Raw genomic sequence first — 24,390 nt, 5'->3', positions numbered from 1 at the left:
TCCCTCTCTGTTGTCGGCTGCCGGCCGTCCCGGCGCTCAGCGCAGGAAGCCGTCCAGTACGTCGGCGGTGTAGGTGCCGTCGTGGTAGGTGCGGACGTACTCCACGGATTCCTGCGCGGTCCGCATCGCGAAGTCCCGGTCGTCCAGCAGGGATTCCAGGGCGCTGCGCAGTGTGGCGGGGGTGGCGTTGACGATGGGCGGGCGGATACCGACGGACCGGTGCAGCCGCTCGTCCAGGAAGGCGATCACGGGCCTGCCCGCTGCCATCCCCTCGCAGGCGAACGTGCCGTAGGTGCCGACCGCGAACTGGTCGACGACGAGGTCCGCCTCCTTGACCATCTCCTGCACCTCGGCCCAGGGCGCCCCAGTCACCAGGCGGAACTCGATCAGCCCGCGCCGGTCCAGTTCCTCCAGCACCGGCACCGCCTGCTCGGTGCCCTTCGTCCAGCGCTTGGAGGGGGCGTGCAGCACCACCGGGCAGGCCCGCTCCATGGCGGGCCGCTCACTCGCCCAGCTGTCGGCGTCGACCACCAGCGGCGCCCACCGCGCCCCGGGCAGCTCCTCCAGCAGATCGGGCGTCGTCACGAACTGGGGCAGCCCGCTCTGCGCCGCCATCCGCCGGTTGCGGGCGCTCTTGTTGGCCAGCTTCCTGAGTATCGTCTCGTCGGCGGCATGGAAGAGGGAGTGCTCGTAGCGGCTCATGTGCCGGTGCGGGTCGCGTACGTCGCTGCCGTGCGCGAGCAGCGCCACCTTGATCCCGGCAGCGGACAGGGAGGGCAGGTCGTCCTGGATGTGGCCGCCGTTGAGCCTGCCCAGTGCCGGGGTGAAGGAGTCGGCGAGGTAGTGGGTGTAGGAGCCCAGGACGCGGCGGGCGCGGTCGAGCTGGAAGCCCAGGTCGCCGGTGCGCTCGCCGATGGCGTAGATGTCGGCCGGGTAGATGACGCTCTGCTCGTGGGTGTGCATCACGACCTCGGCCGACAGATCCTGGCGCCGCTCGCACAGCGCCCGCGCGAATCCGGCCAGCTGCCCCGCCGAGTTGGCGCAGCCCAGGCCGAGCCGTACCGGAGTGCTGCCCAGCGACCGCCATCCGGCCGGCATGACGCGCGGGGTGGCCGGCTCGTGGGGCCGTGCCCGGCCGGGAGCGCCCAGGCCGGGCTGTTCGGAGGCCGACCAGGGCACGCTGCATGGTGCGAGCCGGGCCGCCGCCGCGGGGCCGGCGAGGCGCTCGTAGAGGTCCAGCAGTCCGGCCGACTGCTGCTCCCAGGACAGCTCCTGAAGCAGCGGCTCGGTGATCCGCGCGGCCAGGGCGCCGCGTTCGGCGAGGCCGCGCTGTACGGCGGCGACGAAGGAGGGGACGTCCTCGGTGACGAACACCTCGCCGACGCCGGTGCGCTCGACGAAGTTGCGCAGCGTCCGCACCCCGCTGGTGACCATCGGCAGTCCGGCGTGCAGATACTCGGCGGCTTTGGTGGGCAGCGAGATCTCGCAGTTGGGCACGTGCCGGAAGCAGATCAGCCCGAGGTCGGCCGAGGAGAGATAGTCGGGCACCCGCTCCTGCGGCACATAGGGCACCACGTGCACCCGCTGCCGTACGCCCAGTTCCTCGGCGCGCGCGAGCAGCCCCTGGAGGGTGGCGTTCTCCTTGCCGGCGACCAGCGCGAGGTGGGCGTGCGGCAGTTCGGCCAGCCCCTCGACGGCGGTGTCCAGGCCGCGCTCGGGGCCGATCCACCCGGCGTAGACGAGCAGCGGCACATCGGGGCTCAGCCCGCAGGCGTCCCGTACGGAGACGCCCGCGTCGGAGCAGGCGCTGACGGTCTCGCGTACCGGCGCGTTGGCGACGACCAGCGGCTGCGCCACCAGCGCGTACGCCTCGCGCAGGATGCCGGCCAGCTCCTCGGAGACGGTGACCACGGCGTCAGCCCGGCCGATGAACTCCGCCTCCACGCCGGGGAAGGCACTGGCCCGCACGGCGTCCGGCCACTCGACCCCGCGGACGTACTCGTGAGCGTCGTACAGCCAGCGGGTGGGCAGGCCGCGGGCGCGCAGCCGGGCGGCGCTGCGCGCCCCGACGGCGATCATCAAATGGTCGTTGGCGTGGATGACGTCCGGCTCGATCTCCTCGATGGCCGGGCCGAAGGCCAGGTCGATGTCGAGGAGTTCGGGCCAATCGGTGCGCCAGTCGCCGGTGGGCTGCGGTGCGCCCGCAACCCGGCGGCGCTCCCACTGATAGGCGCGCCGCCGGCCCTTGTGCGCATACCGGCGCGCCCGCACCCACCCCCGGAGCGCTTCGCGGGCCAGCTGCCGGGAGAGCGCGGTGGGCAGTGGCCCGGGCGTCCGCGGCCCCTCCGGCGCGGGGCTCCCGCCCACCGGGGGGCTGAGCCAGCCCACCCGCGCCGTCTGCTCGCGCACCCACGCGGCGTGCGCGGCGCGGGCCCGTACCAAGGCGGAGTCGTCGGGCAGCCCGAACTGGGTGAGGCGGCTGCGCAGCTGAGGGCGGCGGCGCTGGGCCGCCACGACAGCCCGCATATGCGCCGGGACCGGCACCCTGATGACGCGGACCGGGCCGAGCACCGACTCCTCGCGCCGCTTGGAGGGGCTGCGGCCCACCAGCGTCACGTCCCAGCCCGCGCGGGCCGCGGCGATCGCGGTCTTCTGCACCCGCGAGTCACCCGTGATGGTGTTGCCGACGACGACCGCCAGCCGCGGCCGGCCCCGGGGGTGCTCCTCGCCCGTACGCGCGACGCCCTCGCCCATCCGTCCCACGGCCGCGTCGGGCGCTTCCGGGGCGTTGCTGCCGTGCGCCGTCCGGCGCCGGAGGATGCGGTGCGTCTGCTTCATGCCGTGTGCTCCGCAATGGTGGGGGCCGACGGGTCACGTTCGGGCGCTGTGGCCGGGACCGGGGCCGGGGTACGGACGGCGGAGGGCGTTCCGGTGGGCTCCACGGGCCCGACGGGCTCCACGGACCCCACCGGTTCTACGGGCCCGACCGGCTCCGCCGGAACCGCCGGAACCGCCGGAACCGCCGGGGCCGCCGGGGCCGCCGGGGCCGCCTCGCGTGCCGAGGCCAACACCGCGGCCGACACCTGGACCGTCCGCAGCCCCTCGCGGGCCGTGACGATGCCGCTGCCCTCGCCCGTCCCGTCCCGTACGGCGTCGCGGAACCGCTCGTGCTCGACGACCAGCGGTTCGCGCTTGGGGAAGGCGTAGCGCACGGTGTCGCCCTCGGCCACGCCGCGGAAGGCGCGCAGGGCCTCCCACTCGGTGGCGACGGCGCCGTTGGCGTGGAAGGTCAGATCGGCGGTGAGGGTGTCGGCGACGAAGCAGCCGCGCTCCCCGGTGACGGCGGTGAAGCGCTCCTTGAGCGGGCTGAGCCAGTTCACCAGGTGGCTGACCATCGTGCCGTCGGTCAGCGAGCCGACGACCGCGACCATGTCCTCGTGCTCCCGGCCGCTCTTGGAGACGGTACGTGCCGACAGCGAGGCGTAGGCCCGACCGGTGATCCAGCTCGTCAGGTCGATGTCGTGGGTGGCCAGGTCCTTGACCACACCGACGTCGGCGATGCGGTGCGGGAAGGGTCCCTGGCGGCGGGTGACGACCTGGAAGACCTCCCCCAGCTCCCCCGCCTCCAGCCGCGTCCGCAGCTGCTGGAGCGCCGGGTTGAACCGCTCCACATGGCCGACCCCCGCCACCAGCCCACGCTCCTCGAAGGCGTGCACCAGCCGCCGCGCTGCCTGCGGCGTGTGCGCCAGCGGCTTCTCGATGAGGGCACACACGTCGTGCGCGGCCAGTTGGAGACCGACCTCCTCGTGCAGCCCCGTCGGACAGGCCACCACCGCGTAGTCGACGCCCAGCGCCAGCAGGTCCGTCACCTCGCGCAGCACCGGTACGCCCAGCATGGCGGGTACACAGCCGTGCGGGTCGCCCGCCGGATCGACCGCGGCGACGAACTCCACGCCGTCGAGCGAGGACAGGACCCGCGCGTGGTTGCGCCCCATCACACCGAGACCGATCAGCCCGGCCCGCAGCCGCCGCCCACCGGAGCGGCGCTCGACCAGCTGCTCGGCCGGTACGGGAGGGAATTCCGTCCCGGGACCGTACGCGGCCCGGGGCGCGTCCGCGGTCTTGGGGGCATTGGCCGTGGGGGCGACGGGGGTGGTGGCCGCGGTCGTCGCCGCTGCCGCCGTCGCCGTTGCTGCTGCCGTCGTCGGTCGCCTCGCCGTCATCGGGTCACTCCCGCCTTGCTCGCCGCCCTGTTGGCGGCTGCCACGATCTGGTCCAGGTCGCCCGGGGTGAGCGAGGGGTGTACGGGGAGGGAGAGCACCTCGGCGGCGGCCTGGTCGGTGACCGGCAGGTCGGCGCCCAGCTGCGCATAGGGCTTCAGCCGGTGGATGGGCGTCGGATAGTAGACGGCGCACCCCACGCCCGCGGCCTGCAACTCGCGCTGCACCGCGTCCCGTACGGCAGTGCCGCCGGGCACCCGCACCGTGTACTGGTGGTAGACGTGCCGGGCGCCGTCGGCCACCCGCGGGGTGATCAGCCCGCCGGTCAGGCCCGCGTCGAGCGCCTTGGCGTGGGTACGGCGCTGCTCGGTCCACTCCGGCAGCCGCTCCAGCTGGACCCGGCCGATGGCGGCTGCCACGTCGGTCATCCGCATGTTGGCGCCGACGATCTCGTTCTCGTACCGCTGCTCCATGCCCTGGTTGCGCAGCAGACGCAGGGTGCGGGCCCGCACCCCGTCGGGCACGACGACGAGGCCGCCCTCCAGGGCGTGCATGTTCTTGGTCGGATAGAAGCTGAAGCACGCCGCGTCCCCGAAGGCCCCGACCGGGCGGCCGTGCAGCGCCGCGGCGTGCGCCTGGCAGGCGTCCTCGACGACGGCCAGCCCGTGCCGCTGCGCGAGCTGGGTCAGCCGGCCCATCGGCGCCGGATGGCCGTACAGATGCACCGGCATCAGAGCGGCCGTACGCGGCCCGACGGCCTCGGCGGCGGCGTCCGGGTCGAGGCAGAAGGTCTCCGGATCGATCTCGGCGAAGACCGGCTCGGCACCGGCCAGCCGCACCGCGTTGGCCGTCGCGGCGAACGAGAACGAGGGGACGACCACCTCGTCGCCCGGCCCGATGCCGAGCGCGAGCAGCGCCAGGTGCAGCGCGGAGGTGCCCGAGTTCACGGCGACGCACGGCCGGCCCTCGACCAGCGCGGCGAACTCCTCCTCGAACGCCGCCACTTCGGGGCCCTGCACCACGCGGCCGTCGCGCAGCACCCGCACGGCGGCGGCGACCTCGTCGTTCCCGATCACGGGTTTGGCAGCCGGAATCATGTCTTTTCGCAGCCCTTGCATGGCGGATGTGCCCTCCGGTTCCCCCGGCAGATTCGTCCCTATGTGGACCCGGATTCGGCCGCCCCTTTGCATGATTTGCGTACAAATCACCCGTTTTGCCTACGGGATCGCCCAGGGCGAGGGCTGCGACTCCTACGCTGCGTCACCTCATGGGCGTCACCTCGCGGAGCGTGACGGCGCTCTCGGATGCGCCGGCCCTCTGCGCACCGGACTCCGCGCGCTCCTCGTACCGCTCACCCGTCCTGGGGCACTCCCACTCCCCGGGCCGCTCCGGCACCGGACGCAGCCGCAGACCCGCCCGGCCCACCCAGCCGATACGGCGTGCCGGCACCCCCGCGACAAGGCCGAAGTCGGGCACGTCGGCCGTCACCACGGCGCCCGCCGCCACCATCGCCCAGCGGCCGATCCGTACCGGCGCCACACACACCGCCCGTGCGCCCAGCGAGGCACCGTCGCCGACCGTGACCCCCACCGGCTCCCAGTCGCCCGCCCGTTTCAGCGCACCGTCCGGGTCCACCGCGCGCGGGGCGCGGTCGTTGGTGAGCACGACGGCGGGCCCGACGAAGACGCCCTCGCCCAGCACGGCCGGCTCGTAGACCAGGGCGTGGTTCTGCAGCTTGCAGCGCGCCCCCATCCGGACACCCGCACCGATGTAGGCGCCGCGGCCGACCACGCACTCCGCGCCGAGTTCGGCACCCTCACGCACCTGGGCCAGCTCCCACACGGTGCTGCCGTCGCCGACGACGGACCGCTCGGAGACCTGGGCACCGGGCATGACGCGGAAGCCACCGGGGCGCGAGGGGTGCGGGGCACTGAAGGAGGAGGCGGGAGCGGGGGTCGGGCTAGGCGGCGGGGTGGGGGTGGCGTCGGCGGCGGTCATGGGGGCTCGCTTTCTGGTTCGTACGGATTCGTACGGACCGGGACGGTCCGCACGGGCCGGGAGACGGTTCGTACGGAGACGGTTCGTACCGATCGGGAGACGGTTCCTACCGATCAGGAGACACAGGTCCGTGGCCGAGGATGGCCGCGCCACCCGGCGTGTCCGGTGTCCGGCGCGCCGCACGGCACGCGGACTCCGCCCCCTGCCCCGGGTCACCCCTCCGCCAGCCGGGTGAGCGGCACCGGGAGGCGCGCTGCACGCGTGGTGGTCCGGCGGGGCCGGAGGGAAGGTGACGGTATGTCCCGATCCGATGAGCTCCCCGCCCCCCAACCGGCCGAGGGGCCACGGGCATTCGCCCTGCCCGGCACGCTGGCCCAGCGCTGGAACGCGCTCGCTGTCGCCGCCTGCGGTGCGACGGTCCTCGTCCTGGGGTACCGGCACCGCTGGACCAACGACGACGCACTGATCTACACCCGCGCCGTCCGCCAGATCCTCGCGGGCAACGGCCCCGTCTACAACATCGGCGAGCGCGTGGAGACCTCCACCGGGACACTGTGGCAGTGGCTGCTCGCGGCCGGCAGCACCCTGCCCGGAGTGGACGATCCGCTGCGGCTCGCCGTGGCCCTCGGACTGCTGCTGACCGTGGCGGGCTTTCTGCTCGCCCTCGACGGCACCCGCCGGATGATCCGCCTCCGCCGCCCCGCGGGCGCCCTGCTGCCCGCGGGAGTGCTGGTGCTGCTCCCGCTGACCGCGACGTGGGACTACGCGACCTCCGGGCTGGAGACCGGACTCTCCTTCGGCTATCTGGGCGGCTGCTGGTGGCTGCTGGTCCGGGCCCGGGCGGCAACCGGACAGGGAACGGCCGCGGGACGGGCCCCCGCCTCCGGACGGGCGCTGCCGGCCACCGCGTTCGCGCTCGGCCTCGGCCCGCTCGTGCGGCCGGACCTCGCGCTGGTCAGCGCGGTGTTCCTGGCCGCGCTGTGGCTGATGGTGCGGCCCACGCTCCGTACCACCCTCGGCTGCGCTGCCGCGGCGCTGGCGCTGCCCCTCGCCTACGAGATCTTCCGCGCCGGGTACTACGGCCTACTCGTCCCGCTCCCCGCCATCGCCAAGGAAGCCTCCCGCCCTCAGTGGGAGTACGGCTGGGGCTACCTGCTCAACACCCTCGCCCCGTACGTCCTGTGGGTACCGCTCGCTCTCCTCGCCGCGTTCGGAGGGTGCGCTGCGCTGGCACAGGCACGGTACGGCCGTAGCCGTCCGTCGGGACGAGTGCGTACGGCAAACGCCGCGCTGGTGGGGGCGCCCATGGTGGCCGGGCTACTGTCGGCGTTCTTCGTCGTCAGGATCGGCGGCGACTTCATGCACGGCCGGATGGTGCTGCCCGCGCTCTTCCTGGTGCTGCTGCCGGCCTTCCTGCTGCCGTTCGGGCGCGCGGCGGCGGCGGTGGTCTCAGCAGTGGGCGTCTGGAGCCTCGTCTGCCTTCTCGCGCTCCGCCCGCCGTACGAGAGCCCCGACGACGGGCGGATCATCTTCGACTCGCACACCGTCTACCAGGAGGCCCTCGGCGCGACGCACCCGGTGAACCAGCGCGCACACACCACGGCGCCGCGCGACTTCGCCAAGGTGGCCCGGCGCGCCGTCCGCGACGGCAAGCACATGCTGGTGCTGCGGCTGCCCGGCGACTCCCGTTACCCGCTGGTGCCGCTGGCGGCGCAGGTGAGGGCGCCGGTCGGCGGGGCGGAGGCGCGGCTGGGGCTGGCCGGCGCGGTGCTCCCGCTGGACGGACTCGCGGTCGACCTCCTCGGCCTGGGCAACCCGCTGGGAGCCCACACCGAACCGGTCGAGCACAACAAGGCGGGGCACGAGAAGCCGCTCGACCGCGCGTGGATCGTCGCCGACCTCACGGAGCCCGGCACGCCGGTGCCGGACGGTGTCAATCCGCGCCATGTACGGGCCGCCCGGCACGCCCTCACCTGCGGCCCCCTCCCCGACCTCCTCGCCTCCACCCGCGCACCCCTCACCCCCAGCCGCTTCCTGACCAACCTCCACGGCGCCTGGGCCCGCACCCACCTCCGCATCCCCGCGAACCCGGTCGAGGCCGAACGCCGGCTGTGCTGAACCCCTCTCAGCGGCGGGCGCGGCGCAAGGCGCGGGTCATCAGCGGGGGGAGCAGATCGGCGGCGAGGCGGCGAGCCGCAGCAGCGCGGGGGGCGAGTTTCGCGGCGGCGGCACCCGCGACGGCCGCAGTGCCTGCAACAGACGCATGCCGCGAGACGGGCAGCCGTGGCGCGTCGGCCTTGCGCGCTCCCACCAGCAGCAGCCGCTGCCCGGCGACCTCCTGCCACTGCAGCCAGCACTTGCCGCGCGCCCGTAGCTCCGCGTGGAGCGCGTCCTGCCAGGGCCGCGCATCCCCCCAGGTGCCGTAGAACTTGTTGCTGGAGACGCACACCGGCCGCAGTCCGCCCTCCAACACGGCCTGCCAGGTGGCGCAGGCGACGCCGGGGGTGTGGTCGGAGCGGTAGTCGTCCAGGACGACGAGCCCTTCGGGGTCCAGGACGTCCCGCGCTGCGGCGATGTCCCCGTGCACGTGCTCGTACAGGTGCGAGGCGTCCACGTGGACGAAGCGGCAGCTGCCGTCCGCGACCTCGCCGGGCACCACTGTCGTGGGGTCCTGCAGGATCCGCGGCAGCTCGTCGTGGAAGGACAGATAGTTGGCCTCGAAGGCGCGCCGGGTGAGCGTCGAGTAGGAGTGCTGCATCTCGCGCCCGTTGGCCTCGTCGGGCGCGGCGTCGGAGTCGAACAGGTCACAGACGGTGAACCGTTCCTCGGCAGCATCCAGGTAGGCGCCCATGAGGACGGCGCTCTTGCCCATGTAGGCGCCCATTTCCAGCAGGTCGCCGCGGTGATCGAGCTCCCGCTGCCGGCTCAGGAACCAGTCGAAGAGGATGAGGTCGGTGCGGTAGAACCAGCCGGGCACCTCGTCGAAGGTGCGGGGCTGCGGCAGACCCTGGGGCGCGGCGGGGGGAGCCTGGCCGGACGTGGCTGTGGTCGTCATGGGGAGGGAATCTCCTTGGGACGGGTGCGTACGTGGGGGGGTCCTGGGCCCTGTATAGGGGCCCGCGGCGACCCGGCGCACGCCCGGGTGCCGCCGATCGGCAGAGCTTCGGCACGCCGCCGTCCGCGGGCCATCCGACGTTCAGTCGCCGTTCGGGGCCCCGCCCGCCGTGCCCGGCGCCATCGCTGCTGCTCCGATTCCCCTTCCCGGTCCGGCGCCGGCCCCCGCCGCTTCCGGCACAGTGCCCGTCGGCGCCATGGCGTTCGGCGCCACCGCATCCGGCGCCGTTCCGTCGGGCCGTACCGGGCGTCCGCGCAGCCACCCGGGGAAGGGCGGTTCCACCAGCGGCCACAGCACCTGCCGTACATGCGGCAGCCCCAGCAGCACGGCGAGCCCGCAGGCCAGCACCGTGGTGCCCACCACGGCCAGCAGGCCACCGGTGAACACCGCCTGGTACCCGCCGGCTTTCTCGACCGCCTTGACGACGAGGCCGTGCAACAGGAACGGGTAGAGCGCGCAGGCACCCAGCACGGTGTATCCGGTGCGGCGTGCCGGGACGAGCGCCAGGAACGCGGCGACGAGCACCGCGCCGACGGCGAACAGCGCGAGCCTTACCCCTACGTACTGCAGCGGTCGGATGCCCAGCTCATGGGCGCCCGACTCCATCAGCAGCCACTCACGGCTCACCCGGGGCGCCGCCCACCAGGCCCCGGCCGCGGCGGCGGCCATCACGGGCAGCGCCCATCTGCGTGCCGCACGGTTGCGCAGCGGGCACAGCCGGTCGGCGCGCAGCCGCAGGCCAAGGACGAACCACGGCCAGTACATCAGCAGCTGAGGCAGCGCGAGTTCGTCCCCCAGGTCGGTGAACCCGGCGGCGACGGACAGCACAGCGGCGAAGACCACCGGCCAGCGGACGGCGCGCCACAGGGGCGCGGTCAGCCGCCAGACGAACAGCGCCGCCAGGAACCAGCACACAAAGGCCGGCCGGGTCGGGGTGACGGCGAACGGCCGGTCCCAGAAGAGGGTGAACATCCCCGCGTAGGCCGCCTCGAAGACGAGATACGGCACCAGCACATGCGTCAGCAGTCTGCGGATCTGGTCCGGCCGCCCGGTGAAGCTGCGGGAGAGGTGACCGCACAGCAGCGCCAGCGCGGGGATGTGGAAGGAGTACACCAGCAGCGAGGCGGCCTTGACGCCGCGCATCGCGTCGGCGACGGGTGCCCAGTTGTGGCCCAGGACCACGAGGACGACGAGCAGGAACCGCGCGTTGTCGAGGAACGGGTCGCGCCCGCCAGCGCGGCCCGGTGCCGAGGCCCCGTTGGTCCGCCGCACCCGCGCCCACCCGGCCGTACGCGCCCCCGTCGGCGCCTCGGCTCCCGTACGGCCGCCGCCCGCCCGGCCACCGCCGGTTGCCCGGCCGCCACGCGGACGCCGGGTGCCCGAGGACGACGGCGCCGAGGCGGGCGCGGGGAACCCGGAGCCGGACGGGTGCGGTCCCGGGGTCCCACCGTCGGGACCGCCGTCCGCCGGGGCCGGGAAGTGCTGCGCGGGGTGCGCGGGGTACGTGGGCTGTGCGAAGGGCCCCACGGCCGACGCCGCCGGGGCGGCGTGCGCCGACGCGAAGTGGTCCGGTGGCGCCCCGCGCGGCGGAGCCGCCGCGGGGGAGGAGAGCCGGGCAGCGGCGCCGTGCGCCGTGCGACCGGGCGTCGCGAAGCTGTCCGTCGCGAAGGTGTCGGTGAAAGGATCCCAGGCCATCACGCCGTCCTTGGCTCACTCGTTCCGGGCGGGCTCTCCCGGCGCCGCGACCGGTTCAGACCCGGCACCGGTGGCTCGATGAGGGGCCGCGCGAGCCGCCGTACGGGCGCGGTCGACAGCAGTACGGCGACGGCGGCTCCGCAGGCCGTCAGCAGGGCGGCACCGAGGGGGCCCAGCGGGCGCAGCGGTGCGTCCCAGCCGTAGGCGTGCGCGGCAGTGGTCAGCAGTCCGTGCAGCAGATACGGGTACAGAGTCACGGCCCCGAGCCCGGTCAGCCACCGGGTGCGCCGGGGCACCAGGGCCAGGAACGCGCCGGTCATCAGCGCCGTCCCCGCGAACAGGCCGAGCCGTACCAGCAGATAGGGCAGGGTGCCCACGCCCAGCTCGGCCTGCCCGTGGCTCATCCACAGCCAGTGCACATCGGTGCCCGGCGCCACCGCGTATGCCACCGCACCGCCCGCCACCAGCACCTGCGGGGCACACCAGCGAAGTACGCGGCTCTCGCGCAGCCACGCGAAGTGGGCGGGCCGCAGGGCCAGTCCGAGTACGAACCACGGCAGGAACATCAGCACCCGGGGCAGCGCCAGGTCCTGCCCCAGGCTGGAGGTGCCCGCCGCCAGCGAGACGAGCGCGGCGACCGGCACCGGCCAGGGGATCACCCGCCACAGGGGCACGGTCAGCCGCCAGACGAAGAGCGCGGCCAGGAACCAGCACACGAACGTCGGCTCGGTCAGGGTGAGCCGGAACGGCTTCCCCCAGGCGGCGGCTTCGACCGCGGTGTAGAGCACCTCGAAGACGAGATAGGGCACCAGCACCCCGGCCACCAGCTTGCGCCCCCAGACTCCGTCCGGGAGGTACCCCCACTGCTCGGGCCGCCCCGCGAAGCCGCGCGAGAAGTAGCCGCTCAGCAGGATGAAGGCAGGCATGTGGAAGGAGGAGATCCACAGATAGCCCGCCTTGACGGTGCGGGAGCCCTCCACGAGCCCCATCGGCCAGGTGTGGCCGATCACGACGAGCACGATGAGCAGGAACTTCGCGTTGTCGAGGAACGGATCCCGCGCCGTGCGCCCGCCACCGTCCGCCTCCCGCACCACGGCACGGCCCGTGTCCTGGCCTGGGGCACGGTCCGCGTCCCGCCCCGCGGCATCGGGCACCGCGGCGTCGGGCCCCGCAGCGCGCGGCTCGCCGGACGGCGCCGATGTGGGCACTCCGTCCTCGGCGGGCGTGCCGCTGCCGCCCGGCCCGGCTGGGTCGATGATCTTCGAGGCCATTGATCTGACAGTAGGCGCGGCTTGTCCCCATTCGGTCGCGGCATGCCGCTGCGAGGGCCGAACGAGGGACATACGAGTGTTAAGAATGCATCCCCTCCCTTTTCACACCTCAAATAGTCGGAGGAAACCGGCTGATTTCGAGCTCGCAGTGCACAGAAGGGGAAGCCGCGAATGAAGATCGTGTTCCTGCTGGACAACGCCTATGGAATCGGCGGGACGATCAGGTCGACGGTGAACCTCTCAGGAGCGCTTGCTGAAAGGCACCAGGTGGAGGTCGTCAGCCTCCGCAGGACGAGCCAGGAGCCGGAGCTCGCCTTCGACCCGCGCGTCACTCTGACCTCTCTGATCGACCTGCGCCGTTCCTCCCGCAGCTACGACGGGGACGACCCGGACTTCCACCGGTGCAGCGAACGCTTCATCGAGGGCAACGACCACTTCGAGCGCGGCATCGCCACCCGGCTGGGCGACCTGCGGGTGAAGGCGCTGCTGGAGAGCCTGGAAGCGGACGTGGTCATCGGCACCCGGCCGAAGATCAACGACTATCTCGCCGCGTACGGCACCGACCGCTACGTGCGGATCGGGCAGGAGCACCTCACACACGCGACGCACAGCAACCACGTCCGCGCCCACCAGGACGCCGCCCTCCCGAACCTGGACGCGTTCGTCACCGTCTCCTACGCGGACGCCGCCGACTACCGCGCCGCTCTCCCCGACCTGCGGACCGAGATCGTCTGCGTGCCCAACGCCGTGCCGCATCCGCAGGTCGAGCCGTCCAGCGGGCAGGCCAAACTCATCGTCGCCGCGGGCCGGTTCATCAAGATCAAGCGGTACGACCGGCTGCTGCACGCCTTCGCGCTCGTGGCCGACAGGCACCCGGACTGGTCGCTTCGGCTGTACGGACGCGGGCAGCAGCAGCGTGTCCTGCGGTCCACCCTCAACCGGCTCGGCCTCCACGACCGCGCATTCCTGATGGGTGCCCACTCCCCCATCGAGACGGAGTGGGCCAAGGGCTCCATCGCGGCCGTCTCCTCCGACGCCGAGTCCTTCGGGATGACCCTGGTGGAGGCCATGCACTGCGGCGTTCCGGTCGTCAGCACCGACTGCCCCTACGGGCCGGGCGAGATCATCGCCAACGGCAAGGACGGACTGCTCGCCCCGTTGGGCGAGGACGAGAACGTGACCGTACGCGCCTTCGCCGACGCCCTGCTGCACCTCATCGAGGACCCGGACCTGCGCTCCCGGATGAGTCGAGCAGCCCTGAAGAAGGCAGCGCGCTACAGCCCCCAGCGCATCGCGGGCGAGTACGAGGACCTGATGACCCGTCTCCTGGAGGGCCGCCCCGGCGCGGGGGCAGCCGCGCCGAGCACGGGCAGGTCCGGAGCGAAGGCTGCGCGGGCGGCGCCGTCGGCGAGCGCCGCGCCCTCGGCGAGCGCGCCTTCCGAGCGCGTCCGGCAACGGGCCCGACCCGCTGCCCCGCACAAAGGGGGGAGCGCCCGGGCCGTTCGGACGGTGCGCAGCATGGTGCCGCGCCCGCTCGTCCCCGTACTGCGCCCCCTCACACGCGTCCTGCGGAAGGACCGGGCCGTGCGGCGGGAGGCGAGCGCGCTCAAGGGGCTGCCGCGGCCGGTCGCCCGCGTACGCGTCCAGGCTGACGGGGCGCTGCTGATCCGGCTGCGCGCCGACTCCCTCCCCGAGAGCGCGGCGGTGCTGTCGCTGCGCTCCCGGGACCGGGACGGTGCGGAGCCGGTCCGCGTCCCGCTGCCGCCCCGCGAGAGGGCGGACGCGGACGGCTGGGTCGAACTCCGGCTGACCCGCCCGGAGATGAAGCTGTTCGAGGGGCGGTGGGACGTCCATGTGGAGCGCACCTCGGACGGTCGGAGCAAGCAGGTCAAGGCGCTGATGGTGGAGACGGCACGGCTGCTCACCATGCCCGCGCCGCTCGCCCCCGACGGCACGCTCCAGTCGTGGATCCCGTACGCCACCGGCGACGGCCACCTCGCCCTGCGCATCTGGTCCCGCGCCCGGCACGCGGAGGTCACCTCGATCGAGCTGGGCGAGCACGGATACACGCTCACGGCGCGGCTGTACGGGAAGGCTTCGCGCCCCGCGCTGTCGCGGCGGACCCTGGAGCTGTCGGGCGGGCCCGTGCTGGTGGCGGTGCCGCGCGGCAACCCGCGGCAGACGTTCGAGTTCCCCGGCCGCCGGGACGGCGACGACGAGAACGCCACCGTGCGCCTGGAGTTGCCCTACGAGCTGCCCGCCGCGTTCGCCGACGGCTCGCCCGAGGGCGTGTGGGATCTGTGGCTACGCCCCGGCCTCGGTCCCGAACGGGTACGACTGGGACGGGTGCTGGGGGATCTCGCGGACCGCAAGAAGACCGACGTCACCCCGCCCGCCCGGCTGGACGGGACCGACCTGGCCGTCCAGCTGTATTTCTCGGTGAACAACAATCTCGTCCTGACGCTGAAGTCCGTCGGTCCACGCAAGACGGAGCAGGCGGAACAGACCGAACAGGCCGCACAGGGGGCTGCTGCCGCGGACGCGCAGAGCCCTCAGCGCCCCTCGTCCTCCCCGAGCGCCTCGGCCAACGCCTGACCCCGCTCCCCCTCCCGCAGCCGCTGCTCACGGTCCTCGGCCGCCCGCGCCAGGGCCTGCACCGCGCGGTTGAAGCGGACGAGGGAAGGCGGCTCGGCAGGCCCGAGCAGCCGGACCTTCAGCGCGGCACGCGCCGGGGCGAGCGTGTCCTCCTCCGGGTGGCGTACGGAGTGCAGGAGCTGGGGGATGCCGGAGCCGTCGGGGCCCAGGATGGCCGCCGCGCGGACGGTGGGGCAGGCGGCGCGGAAGCTGTCGTCGTCCATACCGCTGGTGTTGGCCACCGCGTACGGCTTCTCGCTGCTGAGGTAGTCCGAGACGACGGAGGAGACGTCCGAGACCAGTACGTCGGCCTCGTTGAAGCAGCTGAAGAGGCCGGGCCGCGAGCCGGTGATGACGCGGTGCTGCCAGGGCGGCTTCGCCGCCCAGTACGCCTCCTCCCACACCCGGAGGGCCTCCGCCGCGGCCTCGGCGCGGCCCGGCTCGGGCGCCGCCTGGCGCAGCATCCGTTCCACCTCGTCGGCGTGCCGCCCGACGTCGGCCCGGGTCAGCGCCTTCAGTTCGCCGGCCGCCTCCTCCAGCGCCGCGACCGCCTCCGGGCTCGGCTCCTCGCCGTCCCGCTCGGCGTTGGCCTCGCGGACCAGCGTGCGGATCCGCCGGTCGGCGGCCCCGGCCCGCGGGTCGATGGTGCCGGTCATCGGATGCGGCTTGTACAGCAGCCGCACTTTCGGGTCCGCCAGCAGCGCATTGACGATGTTCTCGCCCGCCATGAGCACGGAAGTGTGGCCGGGATCGTCGGTGTAGCCCTCCCAGGTGGGGGCGTAGAGAACGGTGAGATACCCGGCGCGGTCGCCCACGGTACGGGTACCGGCCGGCTGGATGGCGGCGAGCTGCGGGCGGCCGACCTCGACCACATCCTTGTCCTCCACCCCGATGTACGCCTGTGCGTACCGCTCCCGCGCGGCTTCCCCGGCGACCCACACCTGGTCGTACGCCTTGGCGTAGGGGTTGCAGGAGGAGAGCTTGTCGGACTCGCCGTGGTTGATGAAGGCGTGCTTGAGGGTGGGGATGCGCAACACCTGGGCGGTCTTGCCGGAGTTCGCCGGATGCAGCAGCACCTTGAGCGTGGAGTGCTCCAGCCGCATCAGGTGCGTGACCTTGGGGATGCAGACGATCGGAATGTCGGTGGCGTCGATCTTGCGCACCATGAACCGCTCACGCAGCACGATCAGCGGCCGTCCGTCCAGCTGGGCGAGGGTGCTCAGCCACATGTTCGCCTGGTACGCGGAGGCCGCGCCCCCGGAGAAGTACATGCCGACGGTCGGCCTGTACTCCGCCAGCCACTGATCCAGCCACGCCAGCGCCTCGTCCTCGCTGACGACCTGCTTGCCGGGCAGCAGCCAGGTGGCCAGCCACCCGGTCCCGGCCAGCACCCCGGCACAGCAGCACCAGGCGACGGTCTGCGCCCACGCCAGATCGCCCGTCACGGCTGCGGCGCACATCCCGGCTGTCATCAGCGCCGAGACGGCCGTCAGCCGCAGCGTCGCCCGCTTGACGAACAGCGCGGGCGGCGAGGAGGACAGCCGCAGGGCCGAAGCGTCGATGTTGCGGGTGACGATCGGCAGCCGCCGCCGGGTACGCACCGCACCCGCGATCGCCTGGCAGAAGAAGTGCAGCGCCCAGCACAGCAGCACGGCGCCCAGCAGCAGCGCACCGGTTCCACCGGGACGCAGGACATCCAGCCTGCCCAGGCCACCGAGCAGCAGCGCGTCCCGCAGCATCTGCCGTGCGGGCGGGGTGAACTGCGCCCGGCGCAGCTGCCGCGTCATCTTCCGTGCCCGGGAGGGCATCAACACCTCGGTCAGCAGGCCGAGCACGGCGCCGAAGACGACGAAGGGGGCGTGCGAGTCGACGATTCCCGCCACCTGGAGCAGATAGCCGCAGGCCAGCAGCAACAACGCGGAGACGGACTTCGACCGGCGCCGCGCGAGGGCGGCGCGGCGCTGCCGCTGGAGTGCGGCTTCGATGCTCTCCGCCTCGTCCTCGTCCTCGTCCCCGCCTTCGCCTTCGCCTTCGCGGCCTTCGCGGCCTTCGCGGTGACCGTCGCCGCCGGTGGCCCCGGCGGAGCGGCTGCCGTCGGTCACCGGGTCGAGCACAAGCGTGTCGGCGACGTTCGCGGCGTCCGCCGCCGCATCGCCGTTCCCGGCAGCGCCGCTCTCGTCGTTAGCGCCGCCGTCGTCGTTCGCGTCGTCCACTCCGTCTACCAGCGCACCCACACTTCACGGTAGGCAGCACCGGAGCGGCCCGTCGCGCCACAGAGGGCCGAACGCGTGACCGCCGCCGGGGCTGATACCGGCGGCGGTCTGCAGGCACGTCGTGGCGGGCCGCGCAGTTCCCCGCGCCCCTTGCGGGGCGCGGGGAACTGCGGAGCTTGGGCAGTCTGCTCCCCCAAGCTCTTCGAGCAGGGGGTACCCCCATGCGCAGGGTGGGCAAGCGCAGCCCCCCATGCCGGGTACGCGAAAGGCGCCGCTCAGCGATTACTGCGCAGCAGCGTACGCATCGTCCGCATCGCCACCGAGAGGTTCGCCAGGTCGAAGGTCTCGGACGCCTGGATCTCGTCCAGGGTGGCCCGGGCGCGGACGAGGATGGCGTGGTTCTTCTCCTCCCACGCCTCGTACCGCTGCTCCGACGTCGCGGCACCGTCGGCCGCCGCCAGCACATCGGCCGTCAGCAGCTGGTGCGCCGCGTAGAGGTCCTCGCGGATGGAGGAGCGGGCCATGGACTGCCAGCGGTCGGCACGCGGCAGTTCGCTGACGCGGCCCTGGAGCTGGGTGATGCCGAGCCGGTGGGCCAGGTCGAAGTAGACCTCGGCGACGTCCATCAGCTCCTTGTCGGTACGGCCCGCGACGGCCACCACGTCCAGCGCGGAGAACGCCGCGGCCGAGCCCGCGATGCGCAACGCCAGGTCCGCCGGCACACCGGCGCCCGCCAGCTTGTCGTAGACCCGCTGGTGCCACCTGAGGTCGTCGCCCTTGAGCAGCTTGGGAAGCTCCGCCCAGACCGTCTCGACCCGGTCGGAGAACAGCTCGATGGTCTCGGCCAGTGCCAGCGGCTGCGGACGGTTGTTGAGCAGCCAGCGGGTGCCCCGCTCGACGAGCTGCCGGGAACGCAGCCGGATGTCGGTGAGGACGCCTGCCGCGACCTTGTTGTCCAGCGCCTCCACCTCGTCCCAGATGTCGCCGAGCCGGAAGATGGCGCGCGCGGCCGTATGGGCGCGCACGATCTCCTCCGTGGAGGCCCCGGACTCCTCCTTCATCCGGTGTACGAAGGTCGAACCCGAGGTGTTGACCGTGTCGTTGACCAGCAGCGTGGTGATGATCTCGCGGCGCAGGGCGTGGCCCGCGATCTGCTGGGCGAACCGCTCCCGCAGCGGCTTGGGGAAGTAGGCGTACAGCAGCCGTTCCAGGTAGGGGTCGTCCGGCAGCGAGGTGACGATCAGCTCACCCGTGATGTTGATCTTGGTGTACGCGAGCATCACCGCGATCTCCGGCTGGGTCAGCCCCTGCCCGTTGCTGCGCCGCTCCCGGATCTGCCGGTCCGAGGGCAGGAACTCCAGCGACCGGTCGAGCTTGCCCTCCTTGGACAGCGCCCGCATCTGCCGCTGGCTGGCCAGCAGCAGGCTGGGGGCCTGGGCCAGGGAGTTGGCCAGCGCCACGTTCTGCGCGTAGTTGTTGCGCAGCACCAGCTCGCCGACCTCGTCGGTCATCTCGGCCAGCAGCTTGTTGCGCTGCTTGACGGTCATATCGCCGTCGGCCACCACGGAGTTCAGCAGGATCTTGATGTTCACCTCGTGGTCGGAGGTGTCCACACCGGCGCTGTTGTCGATCGCGTCGGTGTTGATCCGGCCGCCGTTCACGGCGAACTCGATCCGGCCCAGCTGGGTGCAGCCCAGGTTGCCGCCCTCGCCTACGACCTTCACCCGCAGGTCCTGGCCGTCCACCCGGATCGCGTCGTTGGCCTTGTCGCCGGCGTCCGCGTCGCTCTCCGTCGACGCCTTGACGTAGGTGCCGATGCCGCCGTTCCACAGCAGATCGACGGGGGCGCTCAGGATGGCGCGCATCAGCTCGGCGGGGGTCATCTTGGTGATGCCCGACTCGATGCCCAGCGCCTCGCGCACCTGCGGGGTGATCGGCACCGACTTGGCGCCGCGCGGGTGGATGCCGCCGCCCGCCGAGATCAGCTTGGCGTCGTAGTCCGCCCACGAGGAGCGCGGCAGCTCGAACAGCCGGCGGCGCTCCGCGTAGGAGCTAGCCGCATCAGGGTCGGGGTCGAGGAAGATGTGCCGGTGGTCGAAGGCGGCCACCAGCCGGATGTGCTCGGAGAGCAGCATGCCGTTGCCGAACACGTCGCCGGACATGTCGCCGACGCCGACCACGGTGAAGTCCTCGGTCTGGGTGTCGTGGCCCAGCTCGCGGAAGTGCCGCTTGACGGACTCCCAGGCGCCGCGTGCGGTGATGCCCATGCCCTTGTGGTCGTAGCCCGCCGAGCCGCCGGAGGCGAAGGCGTCGCCCAGCCAGTAGCCGTACGCCTCAGCGACCTCGTTGGCGATGTCGGAGAAGGTGGCGGTGCCCTTGTCCGCCGCGACGACGAGGTAGGTGTCGTCCTCGTCGTGCCGCACCACGTCCTTGGGGTGCTCGACCTCCCCGGAGACGAGGTTGTCGGTGACGTCCAGCAGTCCGGAGATGAACGTCTTGTAGCAGGCGATGCCCTCGGCCTGCCAGGCGTCGCGGTCGGTGGCCGGGTCCGGCAGCTGCTTGCCGACGAAGCCGCCCTTGGCACCCACCGGCACGATCACGGTGTTCTTGACCTCCTGCGCCTTGACCAGGCCCAGGATCTCCGTACGGAAGTCCTCGCGCCGGTCGGACCAGCGCAGACCGCCGCGTGCGACCTTGCCGAACCGCAGGTGGACGCCCTCGACGCGCGGCGAGTACACCCAGATCTCGAACTGGGGCCGCGGCGCGGGCAGGTCCGGGATGGCCTGCGGGTCCAGCTTCATCGACACATAGGTGTGCGGCTTGCCGTCGCTGGCGAGCTGGAAGTAGTTGGTGCGCAGGGTGGCGTTGATGACGGTGAGGAAGGAGCGCAGGATGCGGTCCTCGTCCAGGCTCGCCACCTGGTCGAGCGCGCCGTTCAGCTCCTCCAGGATGCCGTCCGTCAGCTCGTGCCCCGCCCACCTGCGTGCCGGGTCCAGCCGGGCCTCGAACAGGTTGACCAGCAGCCGGGTGGTGTGCACGTTCCCGCGCAGCGTGTCCTCGATGTAGGACTGGCTGAAGGTCGAGCCGGCCTGCCGCAGGTACTTCGCGTACGCGCGCAGCACCATCGCCTGCCGCCAGGTCAGCCCCGCGGAGAGCACCAGCGAGTTCAGCCCGTCGTTCTCCGCACGCCCTGTCCACACCGCGGAGAACGCTTCCTGGAAGCGCTCGCGGGTCTCCTCCTCGAGACCGCGCCGGCCGTCCGGCATCCGCAGCCCGAAGTCGTAGATCCAGGCGTGCGAGCGGTCGGCGCAGCGCAGCTCGTACGGCCGCTCGTCCACCACCTCGACGCCCATCGCCTGCAAGCCCGGCAGTACGGCCGAGAGGGAGACGGGGCTGCCGGTCCGGTACATCTTGAACCGGCGCTCGCCGGGACCCGCGCCGACCGGCTCGTACAGGCTGAGCGAGAAGTCGTTCTCCTTGCCGCGGTGCACCAGCTGTTCGATGTGCTGGAGGTCGGCGACGGCGGCGCGCGGCGAGAAGTCCGCCTTGTAGCCCTCGGGAAAGGCGCGCGCGTACTTCTGTGCCAGCTCGGCGGCCTGCTCCTCACCGCACTCGGCGATCAGCGCCTCGTTGAAGCCGTCCGCCCACGAGCGCGCCGCCTCGGCCAGCCGGGCCTCGATACGTTCGATCTCCGCGTCGGTCAGCTCGGCGAGCTGGGCACCGGTCCGCACCCGGATGACGAAATGCAGCCGGGAGAGCACCGACTCGGTGTTCCACGCGGTGAAGTCGACGCTGGTACCGCCCAGTTCCTCGGTGAGGATCTCGGTCAGCCGCAGCCGCACCGCGGTCGTGTAGCGGTCGCGGGGGAGGTAGACCAGCGCCGAGTAGTACCGCCCGTACTCGTCCTTGCGCAGGTAGAGCCGCAGCTTGCGGCGTTCCTGGAGGTAGAGGACGGAGGTGACGATGGACCGCAGCTCCTCGACCGAGGTCTGGAACAGCTCGTCGCGCGGGTACGTCTCCAGGATCTGCAGCAGGTCACGCCCGGCGTGGCTGTCGGGCGTGAAGCCCGCGCTCTCCAGCACGTCGGCGACCTTGCGCCGTACGACGGGGACCCGGCGCACCGACTCGGTGTAGGCGGCGGACGAGAACAGACCGAGGAAGCGGCGCTCCCCGATGACGTTCCCCGCCTCGTCGAACTTCTTGACGCCCACGTAGTCCAGATACGACGAACGGTGCACGGTCGCACGGCTGTTCGCCTTGGTGAGCACCAGCATCCGGTGCTCCCGCGCCTTGGCCCGGGCGTCGGCTGGCAGCCGGTTGAAGGACGGCGAGACCGGGTGACTCTCCTCCGTGCTGCGCTGCGGATCGGCGCGCAGGATGCCCAGCCCGGTACCGGCCAGCGGGGCGAGGCTCAGCTCCTCGCCTTCGTCGCCCGCCTTCCCTTGTTTGCCGCCTGCGGCATCCAGCTCGTACTCGCGGTAGCCGAGGAAGGTGAAGTGGTCGTCGGCCAGCCAGCGCAGCAGCTCCCGGGCCTCCTCGATCTCCTCCTGCGGGAGCTCGTCGGTGGGCTCGTTCGGCAGCTCCTCGGCGATCCGGAGCGCCGCGCCGCGCATCTTCTGCCAGTCCTCGACGGCCTCCCGCACATCGGAAAGGATCCGGCGCAGGTCGGCCGCGATCTGCTTGAGGTCCTCGCGGTCGGTCTCGCGGTCGATCTCGACGTGGATCCAGGACTCGACCAGCGCGTCGTGCGGCAGCCCGGCGCCCGGTGCCTCCTTGCCCTTGCCCCTCTTCTTCGGCTTCGCCTTCTCACCCTCGGTGGCCCAGGTGTCCGGGAACTGGGTGTCCGGCATCTGCGCGAGGTCGTCCCCGCCGACCGAGAGCACCTCCAGCAGCTTTCCGGCCAGATCCCGGCGGACCACCATCTGCGGGTGGATCACTGCATGGATGCCGCGGCCCTGCCGGGAGAGCTCGTTGGTGACCGAGTCGACCAGGAACGGCATGTCGTCCGTGACGACCTCGACCACCGAATGCGTGCACGACCAGCCGTTCTCGTCGATCGACGGCGAGTACACGCGGACGTTGGCCGTGCCCTGCGGTCGCTCCTCGGCGAGCCGGTAGTGGGCGAGTGCGCCGCCGAGGATGTCGACCGGATCGCGGTCGGCGAGGTCCTCCGGCGCCGTGTGCAGGTAGTACCGCTGGAGATACGCGCCAAGGGCCCCCTCCTTGGGGCCGTCGGGCCCCTGGGCCGGGTGGCGCCCCTGGGCCGGGCTCTGTTCAGCCACCCGGACGGCTTCCGCCAGCCGCTCGGCTTTTGCTTCATCCAGCTTGCTCTGCATGTCCTCTGGCTCCTGTCGCGCGCCGTTGCGTGACGTCGGGAAAATGAAGGCACGGCACCGGAATGACGCGGGGTCTCCGCTCGGGTCCGCCGCTGTGCCGCGAGAGACGACCAGCGACGCCCCACCCGCGGTCGCGCGGGGGGCGCTGCACGGAGGGGCGCCCGAGGGCGGATCCTCCGGTGGATATCGCGCTGATCACGTAGGTAAGGCTATCGCTCTCGGCCTGCGGAGTGTCATGGGCCTGATTTGTACAGATAGCGAGTGCAATTTGTACGGACAGCTAGCACACCGAGATCAACTTCTCCGATCCGACCAGCAGGGGAAGGGCCGGGGGAACTCTTGGCAAAGCGGCGATCGCGGGGCACGTTGGCACAGACGGTACCGGCGCCCCGGGCGGTTCCCGTCCGGGGCGGCCCCCGGAAGAGGGAGACAGCATGACGGCGAACATCCTGCTCGTGACCGGCGACGCCGCCGAGTCCCTGGAGGTGCTCTATCCCTACCAGCGGCTGCGGGAAGAGGGCTACACCGTGCATATCGCGGCCCCCACCCGTAAGAAGCTGCGCTTCGTCGTCCACGACTTCGAGGACGGCTACGACACCTACACCGAGAAGCCCGGCTACACCTGGCCCGCCGACCTCGCCTTCTCCGAGATCGAGCCCGGCCGGTACGCCGGCGTAGTCATCCCCGGCGGCCGGGCGCCGGAGTACCTGCGCAACGACCCGGAGCTGCGCAAGGTGCTCAAGGCGTTCTTCGACGCGGACAAACCCGTCGCCCAGATCTGCCACGGGCCGCTGCTGACCGCCGCCGTGGGCGTGCTGAGCGGGCGCCGGGTCACCGCCTATCCGGCGCTTGAGATGGACATGCAGACAGCGGGCGCCGACTTCCAGGACGCGGAAGTCGTGGTGGACGGCCCCCTGGTCTCCTCCCGCGCCTGGCCCGACCACTCCGCCTGGATGCGGGAGTTCCTGGCCGTACTGCGGGCGAGGGAGTGAGCCGGAGGCTGGCGGAGCAGTTCCCGCGCCCTTGACGGGGCGGGTCCCTCCGGCCCCATGCGGGTCACGCAATCTTCAGGGCCGCCCCAGCGGCTCCGCCGCAACCCGCTCCGCCGTCTCGACGGCCTCGTGCAACGTGTCGACCACCGGGACCCCGGCCTCCTCCAGGCTGGCCCGGCTGTGCGAGCCCCCGGTGAACAGCACCGCTCTGGCCCCCGCATGCGCGGCTGCCAGAGCGTCGTCCACCGCATCCCCGATCACCACCGTCCGGCCCGGCTCGACGCCGCCCAGCGCCGCGAGGTGCCGCACCATCTGGGCCGCCTTGCCGCCGCCGGACGGCCCGACCGAGCCGTCGACCCGTACGAAGTGCGAGTCGATGCCGTACGTACGCAGCAGTGGCAGCAGCCGGTCGTGCGGCGCCAGCGAACACAGCGACTGGGTATGGCCCGCCTCCTGCCGGGACGCCAGCAGCTCGGCGGCTCCGTCGGCGAGGCCCGCATCGGAGACCCGCGCCCAGTAGTGCCGGTGGAAGGTCTCGTCCATCAGCTCCCACTCGCTGTCGGTGGGCAGCCGACCGAGCAACCGCTCGTAGAAGCGCGGCACCGGAACGCAGTACAGCTCCCGATATCTCTCCAGCGTGATGACCGGAAGGCCGAGTTCGTCGAACGCGGCGTTCGTCGCTTCGAGGACGGTGTGGATGTCGTGCAGCAGCGTGCCGTTCCAGTCCCACACGATGTGTGCGGACTTCTGCTTTCTCCCCAAGACCATGCGTCTGACGGTAGGAGAGGGCACTGACATTTAGCTTTGGCGTTGGCCCTTCGGGATCTTCGGGGGCTGCGTAGGGTGCGTCGGGTCCGGTTCCTCCGGCACGGCTGGATCACTGACCGAAGCGTCTGCTTGCGGGCGACTTCTCAAC

Annotated in this window: 13 protein-coding genes; 3 read left to right on the top strand and 10 right to left on the bottom strand. The window is 72.4% G+C overall.

All coding sequences use genetic code 11. The features are described from left to right. Positions 1-36 precede the first annotated feature (36 nt). From ACTWP9_RS11520 to ACTWP9_RS11505, 4 genes are all read right to left on the bottom strand, one after another. Complete coding sequence (locus ACTWP9_RS11520; RefSeq protein WP_443245972.1) at positions 37-2,838, bottom strand: glycosyltransferase family 4 protein; 2,802 nt, start codon at positions 2,836-2,838, stop codon at positions 37-39. Further along, positions 2,835-3,995, bottom strand: a complete 1,161-nt coding sequence (locus tag ACTWP9_RS11515; protein ID WP_443246229.1) for a Gfo/Idh/MocA family oxidoreductase — start codon at positions 3,993-3,995, stop codon at positions 2,835-2,837. Before ACTWP9_RS11515 ends, ACTWP9_RS11520 begins: the two co-directional genes overlap by 4 nt. A 224-nt stretch (positions 3,996-4,219) precedes the next feature. Beyond that, positions 4,220-5,338, bottom strand: a complete 1,119-nt coding sequence (locus ACTWP9_RS11510) for a DegT/DnrJ/EryC1/StrS family aminotransferase (RefSeq protein ID WP_443245971.1) — start codon at positions 5,336-5,338, stop codon at positions 4,220-4,222. A 142-nt stretch (positions 5,339-5,480) separates the two neighbouring features. Then, positions 5,481-6,113: an acyltransferase gene (locus ACTWP9_RS11505; RefSeq protein ID WP_443246228.1), complete on the bottom strand. Its 633-nt coding sequence runs from the start codon at positions 6,111-6,113 to the stop codon at positions 5,481-5,483. Positions 6,114-6,515: 402 nt separating this feature from the next. On the opposite strand from ACTWP9_RS11505, the gene ACTWP9_RS11500 reads away from it, so the two are divergent. Then, positions 6,516-8,336 (top strand): hypothetical protein, encoded by a 1,821-nt coding sequence (locus ACTWP9_RS11500; protein ID WP_443245970.1) that lies wholly within the window; start codon positions 6,516-6,518, stop codon positions 8,334-8,336. Positions 8,337-8,343: 7 nt separating this feature from the next. Here ACTWP9_RS11500 and ACTWP9_RS11495 read toward each other — a convergent pair whose 3' ends face one another. From ACTWP9_RS11495 to ACTWP9_RS11485, 3 genes are all read right to left on the bottom strand, one after another. Further along, positions 8,344-9,273 (bottom strand): class I SAM-dependent methyltransferase, encoded by a 930-nt coding sequence (locus ACTWP9_RS11495; protein ID WP_443245969.1) that lies wholly within the window; start codon positions 9,271-9,273, stop codon positions 8,344-8,346. A gap of 141 nt (positions 9,274-9,414) precedes the next feature. Next, positions 9,415-11,028 carry an acyltransferase family protein gene (locus ACTWP9_RS11490; protein WP_443245968.1) on the bottom strand — a complete coding sequence of 538 codons (1,614 nt, stop codon included), beginning with the start codon at positions 11,026-11,028 and terminating at the stop codon, positions 9,415-9,417. Further along, positions 11,028-12,299 (bottom strand): acyltransferase family protein, encoded by a 1,272-nt coding sequence (locus ACTWP9_RS11485; protein ID WP_443245967.1) that lies wholly within the window; start codon positions 12,297-12,299, stop codon positions 11,028-11,030. The genes ACTWP9_RS11490 and ACTWP9_RS11485 overlap by 1 nt, the downstream gene beginning before the upstream one ends. 171 nt (positions 12,300-12,470) lie before the next feature. Here ACTWP9_RS11485 and ACTWP9_RS11480 point away from each other — a divergent pair, with 171 nt between their 5' ends. Continuing rightward, positions 12,471-14,894, top strand: a complete 2,424-nt coding sequence (locus tag ACTWP9_RS11480; RefSeq protein ID WP_443245966.1) for a glycosyltransferase family 4 protein — start codon at positions 12,471-12,473, stop codon at positions 14,892-14,894. On the opposite strand, the gene ACTWP9_RS11475 is transcribed toward ACTWP9_RS11480, so the two are convergent. Together ACTWP9_RS11475 and ACTWP9_RS11470 are read right to left on the bottom strand one after the other, a co-directional pair. Continuing rightward, the gene (locus ACTWP9_RS11475; RefSeq protein ID WP_443245965.1) at positions 14,852-17,167 is read right to left on the bottom strand and encodes a hypothetical protein; all 2,316 of its coding nucleotides are present in this window, start codon (positions 17,165-17,167) and stop codon (positions 14,852-14,854) included. The genes ACTWP9_RS11480 and ACTWP9_RS11475 overlap by 43 nt on opposite strands. A 254-nt stretch (positions 17,168-17,421) precedes the next feature. Continuing rightward, positions 17,422-22,482 carry an NAD-glutamate dehydrogenase gene (locus ACTWP9_RS11470; protein WP_443245964.1) on the bottom strand — a complete coding sequence of 1,687 codons (5,061 nt, stop codon included), beginning with the start codon at positions 22,480-22,482 and terminating at the stop codon, positions 17,422-17,424. Between the two features lie 434 nt (positions 22,483-22,916). Between ACTWP9_RS11470 and ACTWP9_RS11465 the strand changes: the two genes are divergently transcribed. Further along, positions 22,917-23,474, top strand: a complete 558-nt coding sequence (locus ACTWP9_RS11465; RefSeq protein WP_443245963.1) for a DJ-1/PfpI family protein — start codon at positions 22,917-22,919, stop codon at positions 23,472-23,474. Between the two features lie 75 nt (positions 23,475-23,549). Here ACTWP9_RS11465 and ACTWP9_RS11460 read toward each other — a convergent pair whose 3' ends face one another. Next, positions 23,550-24,242, bottom strand: coding sequence for an HAD family hydrolase (locus ACTWP9_RS11460; RefSeq protein WP_443245962.1), 693 nt, complete (start codon positions 24,240-24,242; stop codon positions 23,550-23,552). Between the last annotated feature and the right edge of the window lie 148 nt (positions 24,243-24,390).

Origin of the sequence: Streptomyces sp. 3N207 (genome assembly GCF_052246355.1) — a bacterium.
Lineage (GTDB): Bacteria > Actinomycetota > Actinomycetes > Streptomycetales > Streptomycetaceae > Streptomyces.
Note: the sequence above shows the minus strand (reverse complement) of the source record. Positions and strands in the feature narration are given on the sequence as shown.